At 45.0% G+C, this 18,549-nt stretch carries 11 protein-coding genes; 9 read left to right on the forward strand and 2 right to left on the reverse strand.

Going from position 1 to position 18,549, the window contains the following annotated elements:
* Window positions 1-15: 15 nt before the first annotated feature.
* From GKS34_RS20765 to GKS34_RS20785, 5 genes are all read left to right on the forward strand, one after another.
* Complete coding sequence (locus tag GKS34_RS20765; RefSeq protein WP_163386910.1) at window positions 16-1,482, forward strand: sodium:solute symporter family protein; 1,467 nt, start codon at window positions 16-18, stop codon at window positions 1,480-1,482.
* A gap of 409 nt (window positions 1,483-1,891) precedes the next feature.
* A complete protein-coding gene (locus GKS34_RS20770; protein WP_163386911.1) occupies window positions 1,892-4,531 on the forward strand; it encodes a DUF5686 and carboxypeptidase regulatory-like domain-containing protein in 2,640 nt (879 codons plus the stop codon).
* Between the two features lie 306 nt (window positions 4,532-4,837).
* Complete coding sequence (locus GKS34_RS20775) at window positions 4,838-5,680, forward strand: alpha/beta hydrolase (RefSeq protein ID WP_240459397.1); 843 nt, start codon at window positions 4,838-4,840, stop codon at window positions 5,678-5,680.
* 1,030 nt (window positions 5,681-6,710) lie between these two features.
* Entirely contained in the window at window positions 6,711-6,947 is a 237-nt protein-coding gene (locus tag GKS34_RS20780; protein WP_163386912.1) for a hypothetical protein, read from the forward strand.
* A 327-nt stretch (window positions 6,948-7,274) separates the two neighbouring features.
* Window positions 7,275-7,670 carry an endonuclease domain-containing protein gene (locus tag GKS34_RS20785; protein ID WP_163386913.1) on the forward strand — a complete coding sequence of 132 codons (396 nt, stop codon included), beginning with the start codon at window positions 7,275-7,277 and terminating at the stop codon, window positions 7,668-7,670.
* 466 nt (window positions 7,671-8,136) lie between these two features.
* On the opposite strand, the gene GKS34_RS20790 is transcribed toward GKS34_RS20785, so the two are convergent.
* Window positions 8,137-8,973 carry a sugar phosphate isomerase/epimerase family protein gene (locus tag GKS34_RS20790; protein WP_163386914.1) on the reverse strand — a complete coding sequence of 279 codons (837 nt, stop codon included), beginning with the start codon at window positions 8,971-8,973 and terminating at the stop codon, window positions 8,137-8,139.
* Between the two features lie 233 nt (window positions 8,974-9,206).
* Here GKS34_RS20790 and GKS34_RS20795 point away from each other — a divergent pair, with 233 nt between their 5' ends.
* The gene (locus tag GKS34_RS20795) at window positions 9,207-9,998 is read left to right on the forward strand and encodes a glycerophosphodiester phosphodiesterase (protein WP_163386915.1); all 792 of its coding nucleotides are present in this window, start codon (window positions 9,207-9,209) and stop codon (window positions 9,996-9,998) included.
* A gap of 134 nt (window positions 9,999-10,132) precedes the next feature.
* Complete coding sequence (locus tag GKS34_RS20800; protein ID WP_163386916.1) at window positions 10,133-12,418, forward strand: FAD-dependent oxidoreductase; 2,286 nt, start codon at window positions 10,133-10,135, stop codon at window positions 12,416-12,418.
* Window positions 12,419-12,480: 62 nt separating this feature from the next.
* Here the strand turns inward: GKS34_RS20800 and GKS34_RS20805 are convergent, their stop codons facing one another.
* Window positions 12,481-13,494 carry a LacI family DNA-binding transcriptional regulator gene (locus GKS34_RS20805; RefSeq protein ID WP_163386917.1) on the reverse strand — a complete coding sequence of 338 codons (1,014 nt, stop codon included), beginning with the start codon at window positions 13,492-13,494 and terminating at the stop codon, window positions 12,481-12,483.
* 290 nt (window positions 13,495-13,784) lie between these two features.
* On the opposite strand from GKS34_RS20805, the gene GKS34_RS20810 reads away from it, so the two are divergent.
* Window positions 13,785-16,835, forward strand: a complete 3,051-nt coding sequence (locus tag GKS34_RS20810) for a SusC/RagA family TonB-linked outer membrane protein (RefSeq protein ID WP_163386918.1) — start codon at window positions 13,785-13,787, stop codon at window positions 16,833-16,835.
* A gap of 12 nt (window positions 16,836-16,847) precedes the next feature.
* Entirely contained in the window at window positions 16,848-18,536 is a 1,689-nt protein-coding gene (locus GKS34_RS20815) for a RagB/SusD family nutrient uptake outer membrane protein (RefSeq protein ID WP_163386919.1), read from the forward strand.
* The last annotated feature ends 13 nt before the right edge of the window (window positions 18,537-18,549 follow it).

Below are 18,549 nucleotides of genomic sequence, written 5' to 3' on the forward strand. Positions count from 1 at the left end.
CCTTAATTGTCTGTTATGGAGTTGAGTACCCTTGACCTGATTGTGATTGGTCTGTTTTTTTTATTGATGCTGCTGATTGGCGTCTGGTCTTATTTCAGGAATACCGATTCGGAAGATTACTTTGTGGCCGGAGGTAAACTGCCCTGGTGGCTATCCGGTATCAGCCACCATGTTTCCGGGTATAGCGGGGCAGTGTTCGTGGCCTATGCCGGACTTGCCTATACGCATGGCTTTTCAGTGTACATTTGGTGGGCATTGACCATTGGATTGACCGTGATTATTTCGGCCAAGGTATTTCCTGTTTTCTGGGTCCGGCTGAGAAAGCGGTTTAAAATACAATCCCCATTGGAATTTTTGGAGACACGTTACAACCTGGCCACCCAGCAGTTGATGGCCTGGAGTGGTGTTATTTTGAAACTGTTTGATATTGGCGCCAAATGGGCGGCTATTGCCATACTATTGAATGTATTTACCGGGATTTCCCTGACATGGGGAATTTTGATTTCGGGGGGGATCTCCCTGTTGTACATTACCTTTGGAGGACTATGGGCGGTGATCATCACCGATTTTGCCCAGTTCATTGTACAAATCATTGCCGGACTGGTCATGTTTGTGGTGGTCCTTCAGAAATTGGGTGGAGTAGATGCTATTTTTACCGTTTGGGACCAACTTCCCGAAGGCAATAGTCAGGCCTTCAATGATCCCTATACAGTGGGTTTTGCGTTGGCCTTTTTGTTTATCAATTTCCTTTCCTACAATGGCGGGCAGTGGAACCTTGCCACCCGCTACATTTCCTCGCCTACGGAACAACAGGCATCAAAAGCTGCCTGGCTCTCCGGTGCCTTGTACCTGGTTTGGCCATTGATTTTATTCTTCCCCATGTGGGCTGCACCCGTGCTCCTGCCCGATATGGAAGACCCTACCCAATCCTATGGTATATTGACCATGGAGTTGTTGCCCGTTGGTTTGATTGGTTTGGTGATTGCTTCCTTATTTGCCAATACCATGTCCATGACTTCGTCCGATATCAATACCATTTCAGCCGTGATATCCCGGGACATTTTGCCGGCGGTCAATAAAAAATTCCGAAAGGAAGCCACCTCCCTGACCACAGCCAGGATTACTACGTTCCTGTTTACCCTGGGTACCATTGGTATTGCGCTGCAGTTTGAGCGGTTTGGCGGGGTACTGGGCTTGATTATCAGTTGGTTTGGCGCATTGGTAGGACCCATCGCCATTCCCATGCTCTTTGGTTTGATTCCCTGGTTCAAATCCTGCGGGCCAAAGGCAGCCATTGGATCTATTCTGGTGGGGCTGCTGGCTTTTGTGATCACCAAAAATGTGGAATTAAACAGCCTGGCCCTGGAAGTAAGCCTGCCGGTACTTTCTTCTGCTATTACCTATATACTAGTCGGCTTTCTGGAAAGGGATTCCGTACCCGATAAAGTCAAACAGATGCTGTCGGATATTGCGCAGGAGTAGCCTTACGCGTCCAAATCCTCATTGCCAGGGTGCACCACAGATTACTCAGATTAGCACAGATAATAATTCTGGGTGAAGTATGCTACTTCACCCAGTTTTTTACGGAATCATAAACAGATAAAACCTGCCAAAAAGCCCTTTGTAATGGCTTATCGTATGCGTTTTAAAAGCACGTTTTTCTTTACGGTCGGTCTTCGGTTTCCGGCATTGCAAATGCCTCGTTTGCATAACGCATTGGATACCTGGGATGTAGTTGCAAACACCCAGAGACAGTTTTGGGGATTACAAATCCCCCTTATCTGAACCACGGAATTACAAATTCCGAGGAGCGGAGTTAAAATATGTCAAAACTATTTTTTATTTATTTATATACCGTATTTTTAGGTGAAATTACCTCTAGGTACACGATATGATTGATTTCTCCAGGGAATTAAAGGTGTTGTCTTGCTTTATGCTTTTTCAAGCTTTTATTTTCAATGGATCATCGCAGGGGATCAGAGGGTTGGTCACTTCTGAAGAAGGCGAACCCCTGGCTTACGCTACGGTTTTTGCAAGGAACCTGAATGACGGCATCCCCACCAACCAAGATGGGCGGTTTGAATGGAAACTACCACCTGGAAACTACGATATCATTGTCCAATACCTGGGCTACCAGTCAAAATTACAAACAGTGGAAGTAAAGGACAGTTGGGTAGATCTGGATGTAAGTCTGGAAATGCAAACGTTTGCCTTGCAGGAAGTAGAGGTAAGGGGGGATCAAGAAGATCCGGCACTTACCGTCATGCGTAAAGCCATAGCAAAAGCAAAATTTCACCGCCTGCAGGTTCAGGAATACAGCATGATGGTGTACATAAAAGGAACCGGAGAACTGACCAATGCCCCCTTTTTCCTGAAAAAGAAACTGAAAGAGGAGGGAGTTGGACTCAATGAGGCCTATACTTCAGAATCGGTTTCTAAAATTCACTTTAAGCAGCCGGATGAAATTACCGAGACGGTCATCAGTATACGGTCCACTGGTGAAAACAACCAGACTTCACCTGCTCCCTATATCGGGGCCAGTTTTTACGATGACCAGATCAATGGCGTGGTTTCCCCCCTCTCCAGGTCCGCTTTTGTTTATTATCGGTTCCGTTTAGAAGGGAATTTTTTTGATAACGGGGTTATGGTGAATAAAATAAGGGTTATTCCCCGTTCAAAAGGAGAAAAGGTATTTGACGGGTATATCTATATCATCGAGGATTTATGGGCCATTCATAGCCTGAATTTGAAAACTTCCCTCATGGGTTTTGATATAGCGGTAACCCAGCAATATGCTCCGGTGGAAGAAAACATCTGGATGCCCCTGACCCATACCTACACTTTCGGGGGAAAGTTTTTTGGTTTTGCCGGGGAGTACCAGTACCTGGCATCAACCAGGGATTACCAAATCACACTTAATCCCGATCTTCTGGTAGCTACCAAAATTTTGGATGAAAAGGTAGAGGAGATTCCCGATTATCTTCCTGAAGTTTCGAAAAGTGCAGACCCCCTTGAGCAGTTGGCAGCTGCTGATCAGATGAGCAGAAAGGATTTCAGAAAAATGGTCGACGCATATGAAAAGGAATCGATAAAGGAAAGAGAGCAGGCGGAGGTCATATCCGAAAGAAGCTATACCGTAGATTCCATGGCCACCAAAAGAGACCTTGTATATTGGGACAGCATCAGGCCGGTCCAACTGACTGCCAAAGAAATACAAGGTTATCGCAGGGATGATAGTTTGGCTCTGGTAGAGGCGGCCCGTGAAAGTGATGTTGACTCAGTGTCTCAAAAAGCCAAAAGAAAATTCCAACCACTTGATTTTCTAACGGGTGGAGATTATAGTTTTGGGAAAGGCAGGTCTGCAGGTTTTCATTCCAATTGGACCAAAATGTCATTCAATACAGTAGAAGGGTTTAAATTGGGATTTTCAGGATATTACCGGGCTGAGAAGAACACCAAAATGGCAGACAGTGTAACCAACCACCTGCGGTCCTGGAATTTCAGACCGGAATTCAGGTATGGTTTTGCAAGTAGAAAGCCCTACGGAATGCTGCACATCAGGCGCACGGTGACCAAAGGAAGGCCGGGCCACACCTGGGGAATAGAAGGAGGGAAGTACATTTTCCAATACAATGGAGAGGACCCCATCAATGAGCAAGTCAATGCCCTTTATTCCTTATTTTTCAGGCAAAATTACATGAAACTGTATGAGAAAACCTTTACCAGATTATACCTGGCTCATAGAATTACGGATGCCTTCACCTATAGGGTGAATTTCCGATTCGAGGATCGGGTGAATCTGGAGAACAATTCCGATTATAGTTTTTACAATAAGCCGGAACGAAGGTATACGTCCAATCGACCAATGAACCAGGAAGCAGGGAACGAGGCCTTTGCACCTAATGAGGCTGTTTTGGTTAGTGGCTCCATTGAGTGGCGTCCTGGATTGAAATACCGGATAAGAAACGGAAGAAAATTCCCGCTTATGGAAACGGCGCCCCTGGTAAAATTTAACTATAACAAAAATTTTTCAGGAGCTGGCAAATTCGATCACCTGGAACTAGGACTGGAGCATGCGCTTAACTTCGGCGTAAGTGGCAAATTGGATGTAAACGTGCAAACGGGTACTTTCCTGAATCACTCTCAGGTCTATTTTATGGACTTCAAACATTTTGGGGGTAACCGGACCATCTTTAGTAATATGGGAGCGGCCAGCAATTTCCGATTTTTGGATTACTACCAATACAGCACCGCAGGTCCTTATTTCAGTAGCATCATGCATTATCAATTCAGGAAATTTCTTTTTACCCAATTGCCGGTACTCCGGTTTTCAGGCATCAGGGAAAATCTATTTTTTAATTATTTAAAAACCGAGAACGCTCCCCATTATTGGGAGTTGGGTTATTCATTGGACAACCTGTATCGGATTTTCAGGGTAGAGATTGGCGCAGGCTTTGAAAACAGCAAGTACAATAGGGGTGGGATTCGCTTTGGTATCGCTACTTTCATCCAGGTCAATGTAGGGGAGTGAGGTTTGTTTGCGAGCGAATATCCACCTGGAAAAAATTTTCAAAATGTATCGTCATGACAATATTCCATTCCAAAAAGGGACAGATGACAGGAAAAGGCTACTAGCTTTATTTGATTGGAAATTTTCGTATCGATAATCGAAGTTCTCCAAGACAGCATTTTATATCAGGCTTTTCCGGCCTTCAAAGGTTATGTTTTTTAAGGCTAATGCATATTTCGGGTTTATTGTTAATTTGGGAACTTGGTTTAAGCTGTTTTATGAAATCGAGCATGACCAAAACGTCACACAGTGGGATGAATATAAAGCATGCGAGATTCCATATGGCCGCTTAAAGACAATTACAAACATATGAAAAGTAGGTTTATGATCCCGATGATTTTATTTTCAATATTGATCTTAATGGCTTACGGATTGGTATATGCATTTCAAGAAAAGTTTCTTTTCTTCCCTGAAAAACTGAAAAGCAATTTCCTCTTTCAATTTGACCAAAAATTTGAAGAAATGAACATCCGGATGAACGATGGCATTTCATTGAATGGACTACTATTCAAAACCGATCATCCAAAAGGCCTTATTTTTTACCTGCATGGAAATGCCGGATCAGTAAGAACCTGGGGTGGGGTAGCTGAGGTTTTTACCGAATTTGGTTATGACCTGTTTATACTGGATTATAGAGGTTATGGCAAAAGTGAAGGCGCAATTCAGGGGCAGGAACAAATGTATCAGGATGTTCAAAGGGCTTATGATGTGCTGAAAAACAGGTATCTTGAGCAGGAGATCATCGTTCTTGGCTATTCTATGGGCACTGGTCCGGCTTCAAAATTAGCTTCCGTCAATCAACCCAGGCTTTTGATTTTGCAGGCACCCTATTACAGCTTATCCGATCTGGTGCAACATTATTTCCCCATTTTCCCTTCCTTTTTGCACAAATATCCTTTTGAAAATTTCCGGCACATCCAAAAATGCAAGATGCCGGTGGTGATTTTTCATGGTGATCAAGATGAAGTCATTTATCCAGGGTCCTCCATTAAATTAAAAGAACATTTTAAAGAGCAGGACTCCCTGATCATGCTTGCCGGTCAGCAGCACAATGGGATGACGTTTAATCCTGAATATCAAATAAAAATGAAAGAAATATTGAACCAATGACCCGCAACTGAACATTTCATAGATTTTATTTTATCCGGCAATCGAAAATTTCAAATTGAAAACGAATTGTTCTCTACAATAAGAATTTGAAAGAATTATCAAAATAGGTAAGCTATTATTCTACTTTTTTCAAATTTTTATGTTAAAAAATATACAGATTGGATGGATTTTTAATCATTAAAATATTAGGTAATTTACTTGTATCTCCTAACTATAATAAAATGTATAGCTAGGAAAAAGCGCGGGGGCCGGCACAAAACCGGGGGTGTGGCAGGGATGCGGGGATAAGGATTTTTGTGCCTTGATCTTTTGGTACTTTTGGATCTAAGCCAAAAGTACGAACATAAACAGCGGTTTGATTCAGAAAACTACCATTGTCCTGTACAGCCCTTTTACAAACGGGAAACAGCGTAAAGTCATTTTCTCTGAGATCAAGCAGAGCAGCTAATATAGAGGGCAGAATCCTTCTCTAAGAATAAACAGCTGTATTTTTTTTCGGAGATTTATCGTCAAGCTATTCGAGAAACCTAACCCCCGAAAGAGAACAATTGCCACATGAAGAAATTGAAATTTTTCCATTCCCATATTATTTCTAATGAATTAGGTTTGTATTAACTAAAAATGAATTAGTTTTAGAATATTACCATAAGATAGTTAACGGGTCAATGAAATACTTCGAAAATAAAAATATATTCTCAGTATTTTTTGGTTTGCTTTTTATGGAATTGGGAAATTCCTGCACCAAGGACCAATCCCTTGATCCCTTGCTCCGGGATTATACAGAACGCATGACCCTGCTTCCCTCAGATACCCTGAGAACCCCCATTGGGTACCGCTCGAATGTGTACAGCAAGTACATCAAGAAATGTGAGATTGATGGCGTCCCTTTCCTGGGAGTAGTCAATGAAAACACCAATGAACTGGAGTTTTATTCCTTAACCAAAAGCGAAGATGACTTCAAGATTTTTTTCAGGCGGAAGGACCGAACGCGGTGGGCTCGATCCGGGGGTTTGAACTTAATCCCGACTCAATGTCACTTATCGGAAGCTCCCTTCGGATCCATTTATATGTCACTTCCAATTCATACAGAGAGTTAGCCTATGACGAGGAAAAGCAACTCCTCTATCTGCTGGCTTATCAGGGAGTGGACTATTTAGGGCCGAATGGACAACGGCGAAATTGGGACAATAAACATCCTTCCGTGATCATGATCAATAACGACTTTGAGAAGGTAGGAGAGGTAGACCTGCCGGTCAATATCATTTAATAATTCTCGGTAAAATCCCCGTTGCTCCTTTAATAAAGGGGATTTCACTAACGGTCGGATTTCTAGATATGTAAATTCCAGCCAGCTGCCGTTCATTGTGGCAAGCACTAGCCTTTTCCAATGCAGACATAAATACCATACACCTTAAGCGGATTTTAAGCCGATCGAAACCAAATCCCCCTTAATAAGGGGGAAAGGGGGATTAACTTACGTAACTATCAATATTTCAGTATATTGAATAGTGGTAACCACCAGAAAAATTTCCACCGTAAGAAATAAAATTTTTTAAAAATTCTGAAATTTAATGCATAATTTTTAACTTCTTCCATGCGATTTATTCCCTACAACAAGAATTTGAAAGAATTTTCAAGAGAATTACGATCTCATTCAACGCTATCCGAGGTTCTACTTTGGCAAAAACTACGTGCGCGTCAATTTCGAGGCTACGCATTTAACAGGCAAAAGCCATTAGGAGATTACATTGTCGATTTTTACTGCAGGAGATTACAATTGGTCATCGAAATTGATGGAGATAGCCACTTCCATGATGAATCGGTTCTTGAAGATCTTAAAAGGCAATTGGTTTTGGAAAAAATGGGCTTATGTTTTCTAAGGTTTTTGGATGGAGATGTCAAGAAATCCATGCCTTCTATTCTCCAGGAAATAGGTGCGTTTATTGATGAATGGGAGGTTGAAAACGGTGTTCCCAAGACAATTTTTTGAGATAAAAAGAGAGGACTGAATCCAAAGGATATTAAATCCGGGCTGTCAATGGAATAAGAACCCGTTCCAATCATTTTCTGAAGGAATTTTAAGGTTAATAACCGGAAAATAGTTTTGTAAATTTGTGGTAGGACTAACAATGAAAAATTTAAATCTGTAAACTTTTTTCAGGACGAGTCATTTTGGTTCAAATTAAAATTCTCGGAAAAATCCCCCTTACCCCCTTAAAAGGGGGAATTGTTTAGGTTGAGATTTTTCCTTCCCGGTGAAGCTTTACTTCTGTCATGCCCTGCCTGATGCTTTCCAGGATTTCTTGTTTGCTAGGTTCCTCAAAATCCTATGGATACGAATGAAACCCAGGCTTTTCACGAAATTGAGAAAAGCGGCGGCTTTGCTGTCTAAAGTTACTTTTATAGTTGATTATTATGATTAAATCAAATAGCTTTTTACCTTTTTGCTTTCCACCCTAAAACTGCGCCGCTACCCGCTTGAAATAATCCATGCTTTCTTTGACTTCCGGCAGGTTGTTTTCCCAGTTGTGTTCGTATTCGGCTGAAAAGACGCCTTCAAATCCTTGTCGGTTCAATTCGTGCAGCACCCCGGCCACATTGCAGTTGCCCGTGCCCCAGGGGATGTCGTGCGCATCCCGAACGCCGGCTTTGTTCAGGTCTTTCATGTGCAGGCTGATGATACGGCCCTCCAGTTTGCGCAGGCTTGCTACCGGGTCCAGGCCAGAGCGCACCCAGTGGCCAATGTCCGCACAGACCCCCATCAGTTCGGAACGGCCTTCCAGAAAGCGCAAGGGCACTTCCGGATGCCAGTACATAGAAGGCAGGGGGTGATTGTGCAGGGCGATCTTAATTTGATGTTCCACTGCCAGCTTCTCGATCAGGTCAAATTGATTGGGCCTGGGCTCTGTGGTCAGTATGCCGATTCCCATTTCTTTGGCAAAAGCAAACAAGTCCGGCCATTCCTCATCACTGGGACTGGCTACCCCGTAAGCAACGGCTTCAATATCGTATTGTGCGAGGAGGGATTTGATTTTATCCTTATCTTCCTGCGATGCCGCAAAGTGGGTGGTGGCATCACCCGTTTTGGTGATTTTTTGCCCCGGGTAAAGCTCCACATAGCGTACGCCGATACTGTTAAGCTTTTCGAGGGTTTCTTCCAGGGAAAACAGGCGAAAGGTATAGGCCTGGCTGCCCAGTTTCCATCCGGAGGGAATTTCCTGCTGCGCATGTGCAGTAAGGGTAAGATAGGCGGTCAATGAAAGGATTAAGGAGCGAAGGAATAAGGCTTTCATATAAATCAGGTTTTTGGGAAATAACTTTTGTTAAAACTACTTATTTTTATCGAATTCTAAAATTGTCGTACTTGCGTCCAACCGGAAAGAAATTGGATAAAATCCTATTTTCTCTGTAAGGTGATAATCCGGATAGGCCCCTATTGCTTTAAAAAATGAAAGGAATGCACTAAGGATCAATCTATTGACTAATGAAGGCTAATTTGAACTATTCTCTACCTATAAATAAACGAATGCAGCGAATTAAATTTCTTCTGATCCTGCTTTTTTCGGGATGTTGCAATTTTTCTCTTTTGGCCCAGGAATCAGGGTTTGCTCCCTATCAACTTATTGCACACAGGGGAGGAGTGGTCAACGATACCTTCCCCGAAAACAGTCTGGCGGCCCTGGAGGAAGCCATAAAGAGGGGGTACGATAGGGTGGAAGTGGATGTCAGGCTAACCAAAGACAGCGTGTTGATTACACACCACGACCGGGATTTTAAAAGATATTATGGAGTGGACAGGGAGGTGTCAGCGATGACCTGGGAGGAGATCCGGGAATTAACTGGCAGGCAGGGCCAGCACGTTCTTTCCTTAGCTACCGTTTTGTCTCATTGCCAGGGCAAGATCAAGGTGATGATCGATAATAAAATCTCCGGATTCAGCAAGCCTCTTTTTGACTCCCTGCTCGCCTTGCTGGATGCGTATGGACTGCGTTCCGGGGCACTGATGATCGGTACCGAAGCTTCCACGGAGTATTTTACCGGTAAGCTCAAACTTAGCTGCAGCTTGGACCAACTGAAGGAAAACCGGAACCGTGCCGATTTCAGCCCGGACCATTACTACCTGTTTTCCACGGCTATTTCCCCGCAAGATTTCGAATGGGCTACCGAACAGGGTTTTTTGGTGGTAGCCGCAGTGAATGCCTGGGTTTTTGAAAGCGGCAGGATTCGGGAGCCGGCCGAAATGGTCGTCGAAAACCTAAAACGTGCCGGCGTCCGTACCTTTCAAATAGATTCCGTTTACGAGCCGTTTTTCAGGTAAGTTGACCGGGTCCTGGCGGGGAAGTAACCATGCCTTTTTATCAAATGCATTGATTTTTTTGAAAATGGGAAATTCGAATTGAATCGGGTTATGTACCTTGCGAAAAAGTTGTATCATCCGTTAACTCTTTCGCCATGCTCGTAGAGGCACCCTTTTCCGGAAACCGTTCCCTGACTTCGCAATCCCTTTCTGCCGACCTGCTGGTCGTTGGAGGTGGAATGGCCGGTATTTGTGCCGCCATCACGGCTGCCCGGCAGGGTTTGGAAGTGGTCCTGGTACAGGACCGGCCGGTGCTGGGGGGAAACGCCTCTTCCGAAATCCGGCTTTGGATTTTGGGGGCCACTTCCAGTATGGGTAATAACAACCGTTGGGCCAGGGAGGGGGGAATCATTGATGAAATCCTACTGGAAAACCAATACCGGAACCCGGAAGGAAATGCCCTGATTCTCGATACGGTGCTGCTGGAAAAAGTGACCAGCGAAACCAATATTACCCTTTTGCTGAACACGGCCGTTCACGGATGTGAAAAAGATGGGGACAACCGCATCGATGCTGCGCTGGCCTTTTGCAGCCAGAACAGCACTGCGTACCGGCTGGAGGCTCGTTTTTTCGTGGATGCGTCGGGTGATGGTATTCTTGGCTATTTGTCAGGTGCGGCCTTTCGCATCGGAGCGGAATCCAGGGAGGAGTTTGACGAAGCCTTTGCTCCGGAAAAGGCCTATGGAGAGCTGCTGGGCCATTCCCTGTATTTCCACAGCAAGGACACGGGAAAGCCGGTGCAGTTTTTTCCTCCGGCATTTGCCAACACCGACCTGGCCAGCCTACCCCGTTTTCATACTTTCAATCTGTACGACAGGGGTTGCCGCTTGTGGTGGGTGGAATACGGGGGTCGCTTAGATACCATACACGCTACGGAAACCATCAAATGGGAACTCTGGCGCATCATCTATGGGATCTGGCACCATATCAAAAATTCCGGCGAATATCCCGAGATGGAAACGCATACCCTGGAATGGGTGGGCATGATTCCTGGCAAAAGGGAGAGCAGGCGCTTTGAGGGGGATTACATGCTTTCCCAGCGGGATGTGGTGGAGCAGCGCGCCCATGAGGATATGATTTCCTACGGAGGCTGGGCCCTGGACCTTCACCCGGCGGATGGTATTTATGGGGAGTTACCCGGCTGCACCCAGTGGCATGCCAAAGGGGTGTACGGCATTCCCTACCGTTGCCTGTACAGCCGGAATATAGAAAACCTGCTTCTGGCAGGCAGGATCATCAGTGCCAGCCACGTGGCCTTTGGTTCCTCCCGGGTGATGGCCACCTGTGCCCACAATGCCCAGGCAGTGGGAATGGCAGCCGCTCTTTGCCTGGAACAGGGGCTTTTGCCAAGGGACCTGATAACTAGTTCATATTTCGACAAGTTACAACAACGATTAATGGGTATGGGGCACTACCTGCCTGGCATACATTTTCGGGATACCGATAACCTGGCCAAAACAGCAAATTTATCTGTTTCTTCTACTTTTAGTTTGTGGCAGTTACCGGCAGATGCCGGATGGAAAGCCCTGGACAGCAGCATGGCGCAAATGCTTCCATTGGAAAAGGGCAAGGTCCCGGTTTTTACCTTTGAGGTGAAGGCAAAAAAAGCAAGCAGTCTGGTTCTTCGCTTATTGCACAGTAGTCTGCCGGGTAACTTTACCCCGGATAGGCAATTGGCGGAAAAGGAGTTTTCGGTTTCCAAAGGGGTACAGGAACTGACAGTGGATTTTGGGCAACTACTGGATGCATCCGCGTACTATTTTATAGCTTTTGAGGCAAATCCCCTTGTTCAGGTTGGCATCAGCCAGCTTAGGCTTACCGGGCTGCTGACGGTTTTTAACCGGGTCAATTTGGATGTAGCTAAGGGAAGCCGGCAGGAACCACCAGAAGGGTTGGGCGTGGATGCATTTGATTTCTGGTTGCCGGAACGAAGGCCGGGCGGACAGAACCTGGCCATCAGCTGTGATCCTGCCGTAAATTTGTACTCCGCTGAAAACTTGCTTAACGGCATCTTCCGTCCCAAAAACCGAACTAACGCCTGGGTAACCTCACTTGCTGATCGCGAACCAACCGTAAGCCTTTGCTGGCCGGAATACAAAAATATACGCAAGGTCAGGCTTTGGTTTGATACCGATTTCGATCATCCATTGGAATCTACCCTGCGAGGGCATGAGGAGCGTGTAATGCCTTTTTGTGTGCGGGAGTTTCGGCTCTTTGACGAAATGGGAGCGCTCTTGTACAAGGAAGAAAATAATCATCAGAGCAGGTATGAAATCATGTTTGCTTCTCCCATAAGGATTAAAAAGCTGGTCCTTCAGCTCAAGCATCCGGGAAAGAAGATACCCGCCGGTTTGTTTGGCATTGGGGTCTACGAAAGCTGATTCGATATCAGGAGCGCTGCATATCGCTTTCAAAAAAATACCATTGTCTTTTAGCTGATCATTCAGGTGCTTTCCCTAACCAGTAAGGTAGGTCGGATCACCTCCATTCTTCTTAGATGGGGTTCTCCCTGAAAATCAATTTCTTTCAGTAAAATATTCGCTGCCATTTTTCCCATTTCAAAGGAAGGTTGGGACATGGTCGTAAGGGCGGGACGCAAATAACGTCCGGTTTCATCGTTTCCAAATCCAGCGATGGATACCTGTTTTGGAACCCTAATACCCAATTGCTGGGCTGCATGCAGAACACCAATTGCCAGAATATCTGCAAAACAAATGATTCCATCCGGTTTTTCTTTTTCATTCCACAAGTTCCGGAAGGCCTTTTCCGCCAGGCCTATGGTAAAGTCTTCCAGCGATACGATATTGCCGTCTTTTGATTTCATACCAGCAGCCTTCAGGGCCTGCAAGTAGCCGGATAACCTGTCCTTACACACTCCCAGCGAAAGAGGTCCACCGATATAGGCGATGTTTTTTCTACCCTTTTCGATCAGATGACTGGTGAGTTGAAACATTCCATTTTGATCATCGGTCACCACTTTGGAGGTGTCTATATTCCCGCAGGCACGCTCATAGAGTACTACCGGAACGGCTCTTTCGAGTACATGGGCCACATGCTGAAAGGCACAAGTCTCCTTGGAAAAAGCGATGATGATCCCATCTGCCTTGCTATTGGCAAGGGTTTCTACGATTTCCACTTCTTTCTGATAAGACTCACCAGATTGAAAAATCATCACCTTATACCCTTCCTTATAGGCAATATTTTCGATACCGGCGATCGAATTGGCCCAGAAGTACCGGTTAATGGTAGGTACAACCACTCCCAGTATGCGGGATCTCTTGCTGCTCAGGCCGCTTGCGAGCAGGTTTGGGTGGTAATCCATGGATTTGGCCATGGCTAGCACGACTTCTTTGGTTTCCTTTTTTATTTCCGGAGAATTCCGCAAGGCCCGGGACACCGTGGCAATGGAAACTTGTAGCTTTTCAGCAATATCTTTAATGGTGGTGGGTTTTTTCATTGGTTTAATTTATAGGCAACAATTCTGAATCCAGGCGAACAGGTCTTCAAAGTAAAGGAACTACAGGTAATCGATGGTCACAAGTAAGGCAATTGCAAATTAACAATAAAAGGCCTCGCATTTTGAATATTTAGTAAATGTAAACGTTTTCGATAACGTTTACAGTATAATAATTCTATAAATATTGATTTAAACCTTTTTTATGGCTTAAAACCGTATTAATTTGGAATAATATTCTAATAAACTATTTATTTAATTAATAAAGTTGTGAAACCTAAAATCAACCAAAAATGAAAACAAAATTACTCATATGGTTTTGGCTCCTGTATGTTGGAGGGACAGGCCTTGTCCCTGGACAATCTTTTGGGGTTAGTGGTACTGTATTGGATGAAACCGACCAGCCACTTCCGGGTGCGAGCATACTGGTGAAGGGTACCAGTACGGGAACCGTCACTGATATTGACGGGAAATATCAAATAAACGTACCTTCACCGGAGTCTACGTTGGTATTTTCTTTTGTAGGGTACATTTCCAAGGAAATAACTGTCAATAACCAGGAGGTCATTGATGTTTCACTTGAAGCGGATATGTCCGAACTGGGAGAGGTAGTCGTTGTGGGTTACGGCACTCAAAAGAAAAGTGACCTCACTGGAGCAGTAGCGACGATTGGTGGTCGTGATTTGGCAGATAGAAGAACGCCAAATCTTTCCCAGGCCTTACAAGGGCAGGTTTCGGGGGTGATGGTTACCCGAAACAATAATGCGCCGGGCTCTTCAGCCAATATACGGATCCGGGGAATCACCACCATTGGGGATAGTAATCCTCTTATTATTATGGATGGAGTACCTGTGAATAGCATTGACCATATCAATCCAAATGACGTAGAAAGTATTTCTGTCTTAAAGGATGCGGCATCTGCCTCAATTTACGGCTCCAGGGCCGCAGCCGGCGTGATTCTGGTGACTACCAAAAGAGCTAAAAAAGGAGAGTTGAGCCTGAATTATAATTTTGAGTACGGCACTGAGGTACCCACCCGGATCCCGGAATATGTGGAAGTTACCCGCTACATGGAGATTGTAAATGAACTCCGCTGGAACGACAATGGGAATGATGGAAACGAATATCCTTTGTATCCACAGGATATGGTGGAAAATTACCAGGAATTGAACGCTTCCAATCCGGATTTGTATCCAAATACGGACTGGGTTGGGCTCATTCTAAAAAACAATGCTCCCAGGCAGCGGCATTCACTGGATATATCCGGAGGAAGCGAGGCCATTCGAACCAAAGCGTCGGTCGTATATGACAAATTTGATGCCCTTTACGAAGGTAGAACCTTTGAAAGGGTTACTACCCGAATAAATACGGATGGAAACATTACGAAGAAGCTGGGGTTTACTGCCGATGTATTTCTAAGAAGAGAGATCCTGAATCAGCCTAGCATCGACCCCATCTATTACATGAATATTTCTGCCCCAGTCTATGCTGCCGAATGGCAGGATGGCAGGGTAGCCGAAGGAAAAACGGGAGCCAATATCTATGGGCAGCTGAAGTATGGAGGATTTCGCCAAAACTGGGAAAACCAGGTGGGTGGCCGACTGGGTTTAAACTACGAAATTATTGACGGGTTGAAGGTATCGGCCATAGCTTCTCCTAATTTCGGATTTAACAAAGGTAAAAATTTTCAAAAAAAAGTGACCTACACTGCCTGGGATGACCCTACGGTGACGCTGGGAACCCTGCAATGGGCCAATTCAACAAATTTAAGTGAATCTCGAAATGACAATTACACCGTGACAACCCAGTTTCTGGTAAACTACGACAAGGTAATTGGTAAGCATAGCCTTAGTATGATGGCGGGAAATGAAAGTTATCAGGCTTTTTATGAAAACCTAGGTGCTTCGAGGGATCAATTCTTACTGGATAATTACCCTTATTTGAACCTGGGACCGCTGGAGTTTAGGGGAAACAGTGGAAGCGCTTTCGAAAATGCTTACAACTCCTGGTTCGGCAGAGTGAATTATAATTACGATGGAAAATATTTTATCCAGGGGAACCTTCGGTACGATGCCTCTTCCCGGTTTGCCAGGGATTATCGTTGGGGGTCTTTCCCTTCCTTTTCTGCGGGATGGGTGCTTTCCGAAGAGACCTTCCTTCAGGACGCAGGCACCCTTTCTTTCCTGAAGCTTAGAGGTTCTTACGGAACATTGGGTAATGAGCGGATAGGAAATTATCCTTACCAGTCTACCATTGGCTTTAGTAATGTGCTATTCCACCAGGGCTCCAACGTGGTTTCGTCACAATCGGCTGCCCAATGGCAATACGCCATACCCGATATTTCCTGGGAAAAAACGGCTTCTTATAATATTGGTGTAGATGCCAATTTCTTCAATTATCGGCTACGTTTTACCGGAGAATATTTTAAAAAGACGACCAGTGACATGTTACTTCCTCTAGAAATTCCGGACTACATCGGTTTTGATAATCCAGACCAGAATACCGGCAAAATGTTTACTGAAGGATGGGAAATGGACCTGGGATGGGCCGATGACATCAATGATTTAAGTTATTCGGTGAGTTTCAACCTTTCAGACTTTCGATCGGTGATGGGAGATCTGGGTGGCATTCAGTTCTTGGGAAATCAAGTGAGGATGGAGGACTCTGAATTTGACGAATGGTACGGTTATGTTTCCGATGGATTGTACCAAAGCGAGGAGGAAGTAACCAATTCAGCCGTAATGAACGCCAACGTAAGGGCAGGAGACGTAAAGTACGTCGACATCAGCGGGCCAAATGGGGAACCTGATGGCAGAATCTCTCCTGAATACGACAGGGTATTGCTGGGAGGGAGCATGCCTCGGTACCTGTATGGAGGGAATATCCGGTTGGATTACAGGGGTTTTGATTTTGGAGTGGTAATTCAAGGGGTTGGTAAACAAAATTCGCGACTATCCGGACTGATGGTACAACCCATTATGGAAAATTGGGGCCATGTGCCAAAAATCCTGGACGGGGAATACTGGAGTACCTACAACACAGATCAGGAAAATGAAGCGGTCAGTTATCCGAGATTGTCCAGAAATAGCGATGGGAATAATTTTGCCATGTCTGATTTCTGGTTAATTAACGGGGCCTATTTTCGATTGAAAAACATATCCCTTGGATACACCTTGCCCCAATCACTTGTAGACAGAATGGGTATGCAAAATATCCGGGTTTATACCAATGCCACCGACCTTTGGACGATTGATAATTATCCTCCCGGTTGGGATCCGGAAGTATCTGCGAGTGGGTATCCCATCACCTCCTCGTTTTTAATGGGTGTTTCTGTTCAATTTTAAACCAACTTTACCATGAAAACAAATGCGATAATACTTGCGGGAATGGTAGCAGGGATGATTTCCTGTGCCGAGCTGGACTTAAACCCGCTATCAGAAGGATCTAGTGAAGCCTGGTATTCCAATGAAACCGAGGTAGAAATGTCTGTAAATGACCTTTTCAGAGAGGTTTTCTGGCCTGGGTATTCCGATTCCTGGACAGATGATTTCACCAACAGGGAAGCCCTTACTCCTGTCACTAATGCCACCATCAATGGAGAGTGGGGCACCGTAAATTCGATCTGGAGCAATACGTATAAAGTGATTGCACGATCCAATACCTTGTTGCTAAACATGGAAAAGATTCAGAATACCGTTCCTGAACAAACAATCAATACGTTTACCGGAAATGCCCATTTTGTGCGGGCAGCTAAATACGCAGACCTGGTATTTTTGTACGGAGATGTGGTCTATTCGACTACCATTCTCGATTTGGAAGAGGCCTTTTCCATGGAAAGAACGGATAAAAATACAGTAAAGGAAGCCATTTATGAGGATTTTGATAGGGCAGCAAACCTGCTCCCTGAATCCTATGGTTCTTCGGAAAATAAATTGGCTACCAAGGGGGCTGCCTATGCATTTAAAGCTCGGTTTGCCTTGCAGATGGGTGATTTTGCAGTAGCAAGAGATGCAGCTAAAGCCTGTATGGATTTGGGTATATACGAACTATATCCGAATTATTCGGAGTTGTTTCTGACCAGTACCCGGAATCCGCAAGAAGTTATTTTTGCCATGCCCCGATCTCGTGCCTTGAACGTCACCTGGGGAGTCAGAAATTACCTGCCCAGAAATGCAGGCGGATGGGGTGGTGCGGTTGCTCCGTCCTGGGACTTATTTCATGCTTTCCTTTGTACGGATGGTTTACCTATTGATGAGTCTCCGCTTTACGATCCCCAGAACCCTTTCGACAACCGGGATCCCAGATGCGCAGCAACCATCGTTCCGTTTCAATCCCGTCACCTGAACTTTATTTACCAGCCCCATCCTGATTCTACCGAAGTTATGAACTTCAACACGGGAAACATGCAGACCAATAACGACACCCGTTCGGTGGCGCAATTTGCTTCTTTTAATGGGCTGCTATATAATAAAGGGGTGGATGAAGAATGGCTCCCAAATTTTCAAGCGGAAAACGATCAGATTTTGATGCGCTTTGCTGACGTGCTACTAATGTACGCCGAGGCCAAGATTGAGTTGGGAGGAATCGATCCTACCGTTCATGAAGCCATGAATGCCGTCCGGGCAAGAGCTTACGGGGTAGCTCCCGAGCAAACCGATGCCTATCCGGCTATTACCCAAACGGATCAAGCTTCCCTGAGGACTGTCTTGCGAACAGAAAGAAGGATGGAATTTGGCTTCGAGGGCATTCGTTACAGCGATATTATCCGATGGAAGATTGCCGAAAAAGTATTGAACAGGGATATCTATGGGATGCTGGACGTGGCAGAACTGAAGGAAAAGGTCGTGGACCAGGGTCTTTGGTTTTTTCCAATGACCCCCGAAATTGATGAAGATGGTGTAGCGGACCTTTCTCCCATGTTTGAAGCTGGATTGGTAAAAAGGCTGGCTATCCGAAGATTTGAAGCACCTAAGCAATACCTTTGGCCCATACCTTCTAAGGAAATATTAATCAATGCCAACCTGGATCAAAATCCGGGGTATTAATTTTCGATCATTT

It is taken from the genome of Cyclobacterium jeungdonense, from assembly GCF_010994275.1.
Taxonomy (GTDB): domain Bacteria; phylum Bacteroidota; class Bacteroidia; order Cytophagales; family Cyclobacteriaceae; genus Cyclobacterium; species Cyclobacterium jeungdonense.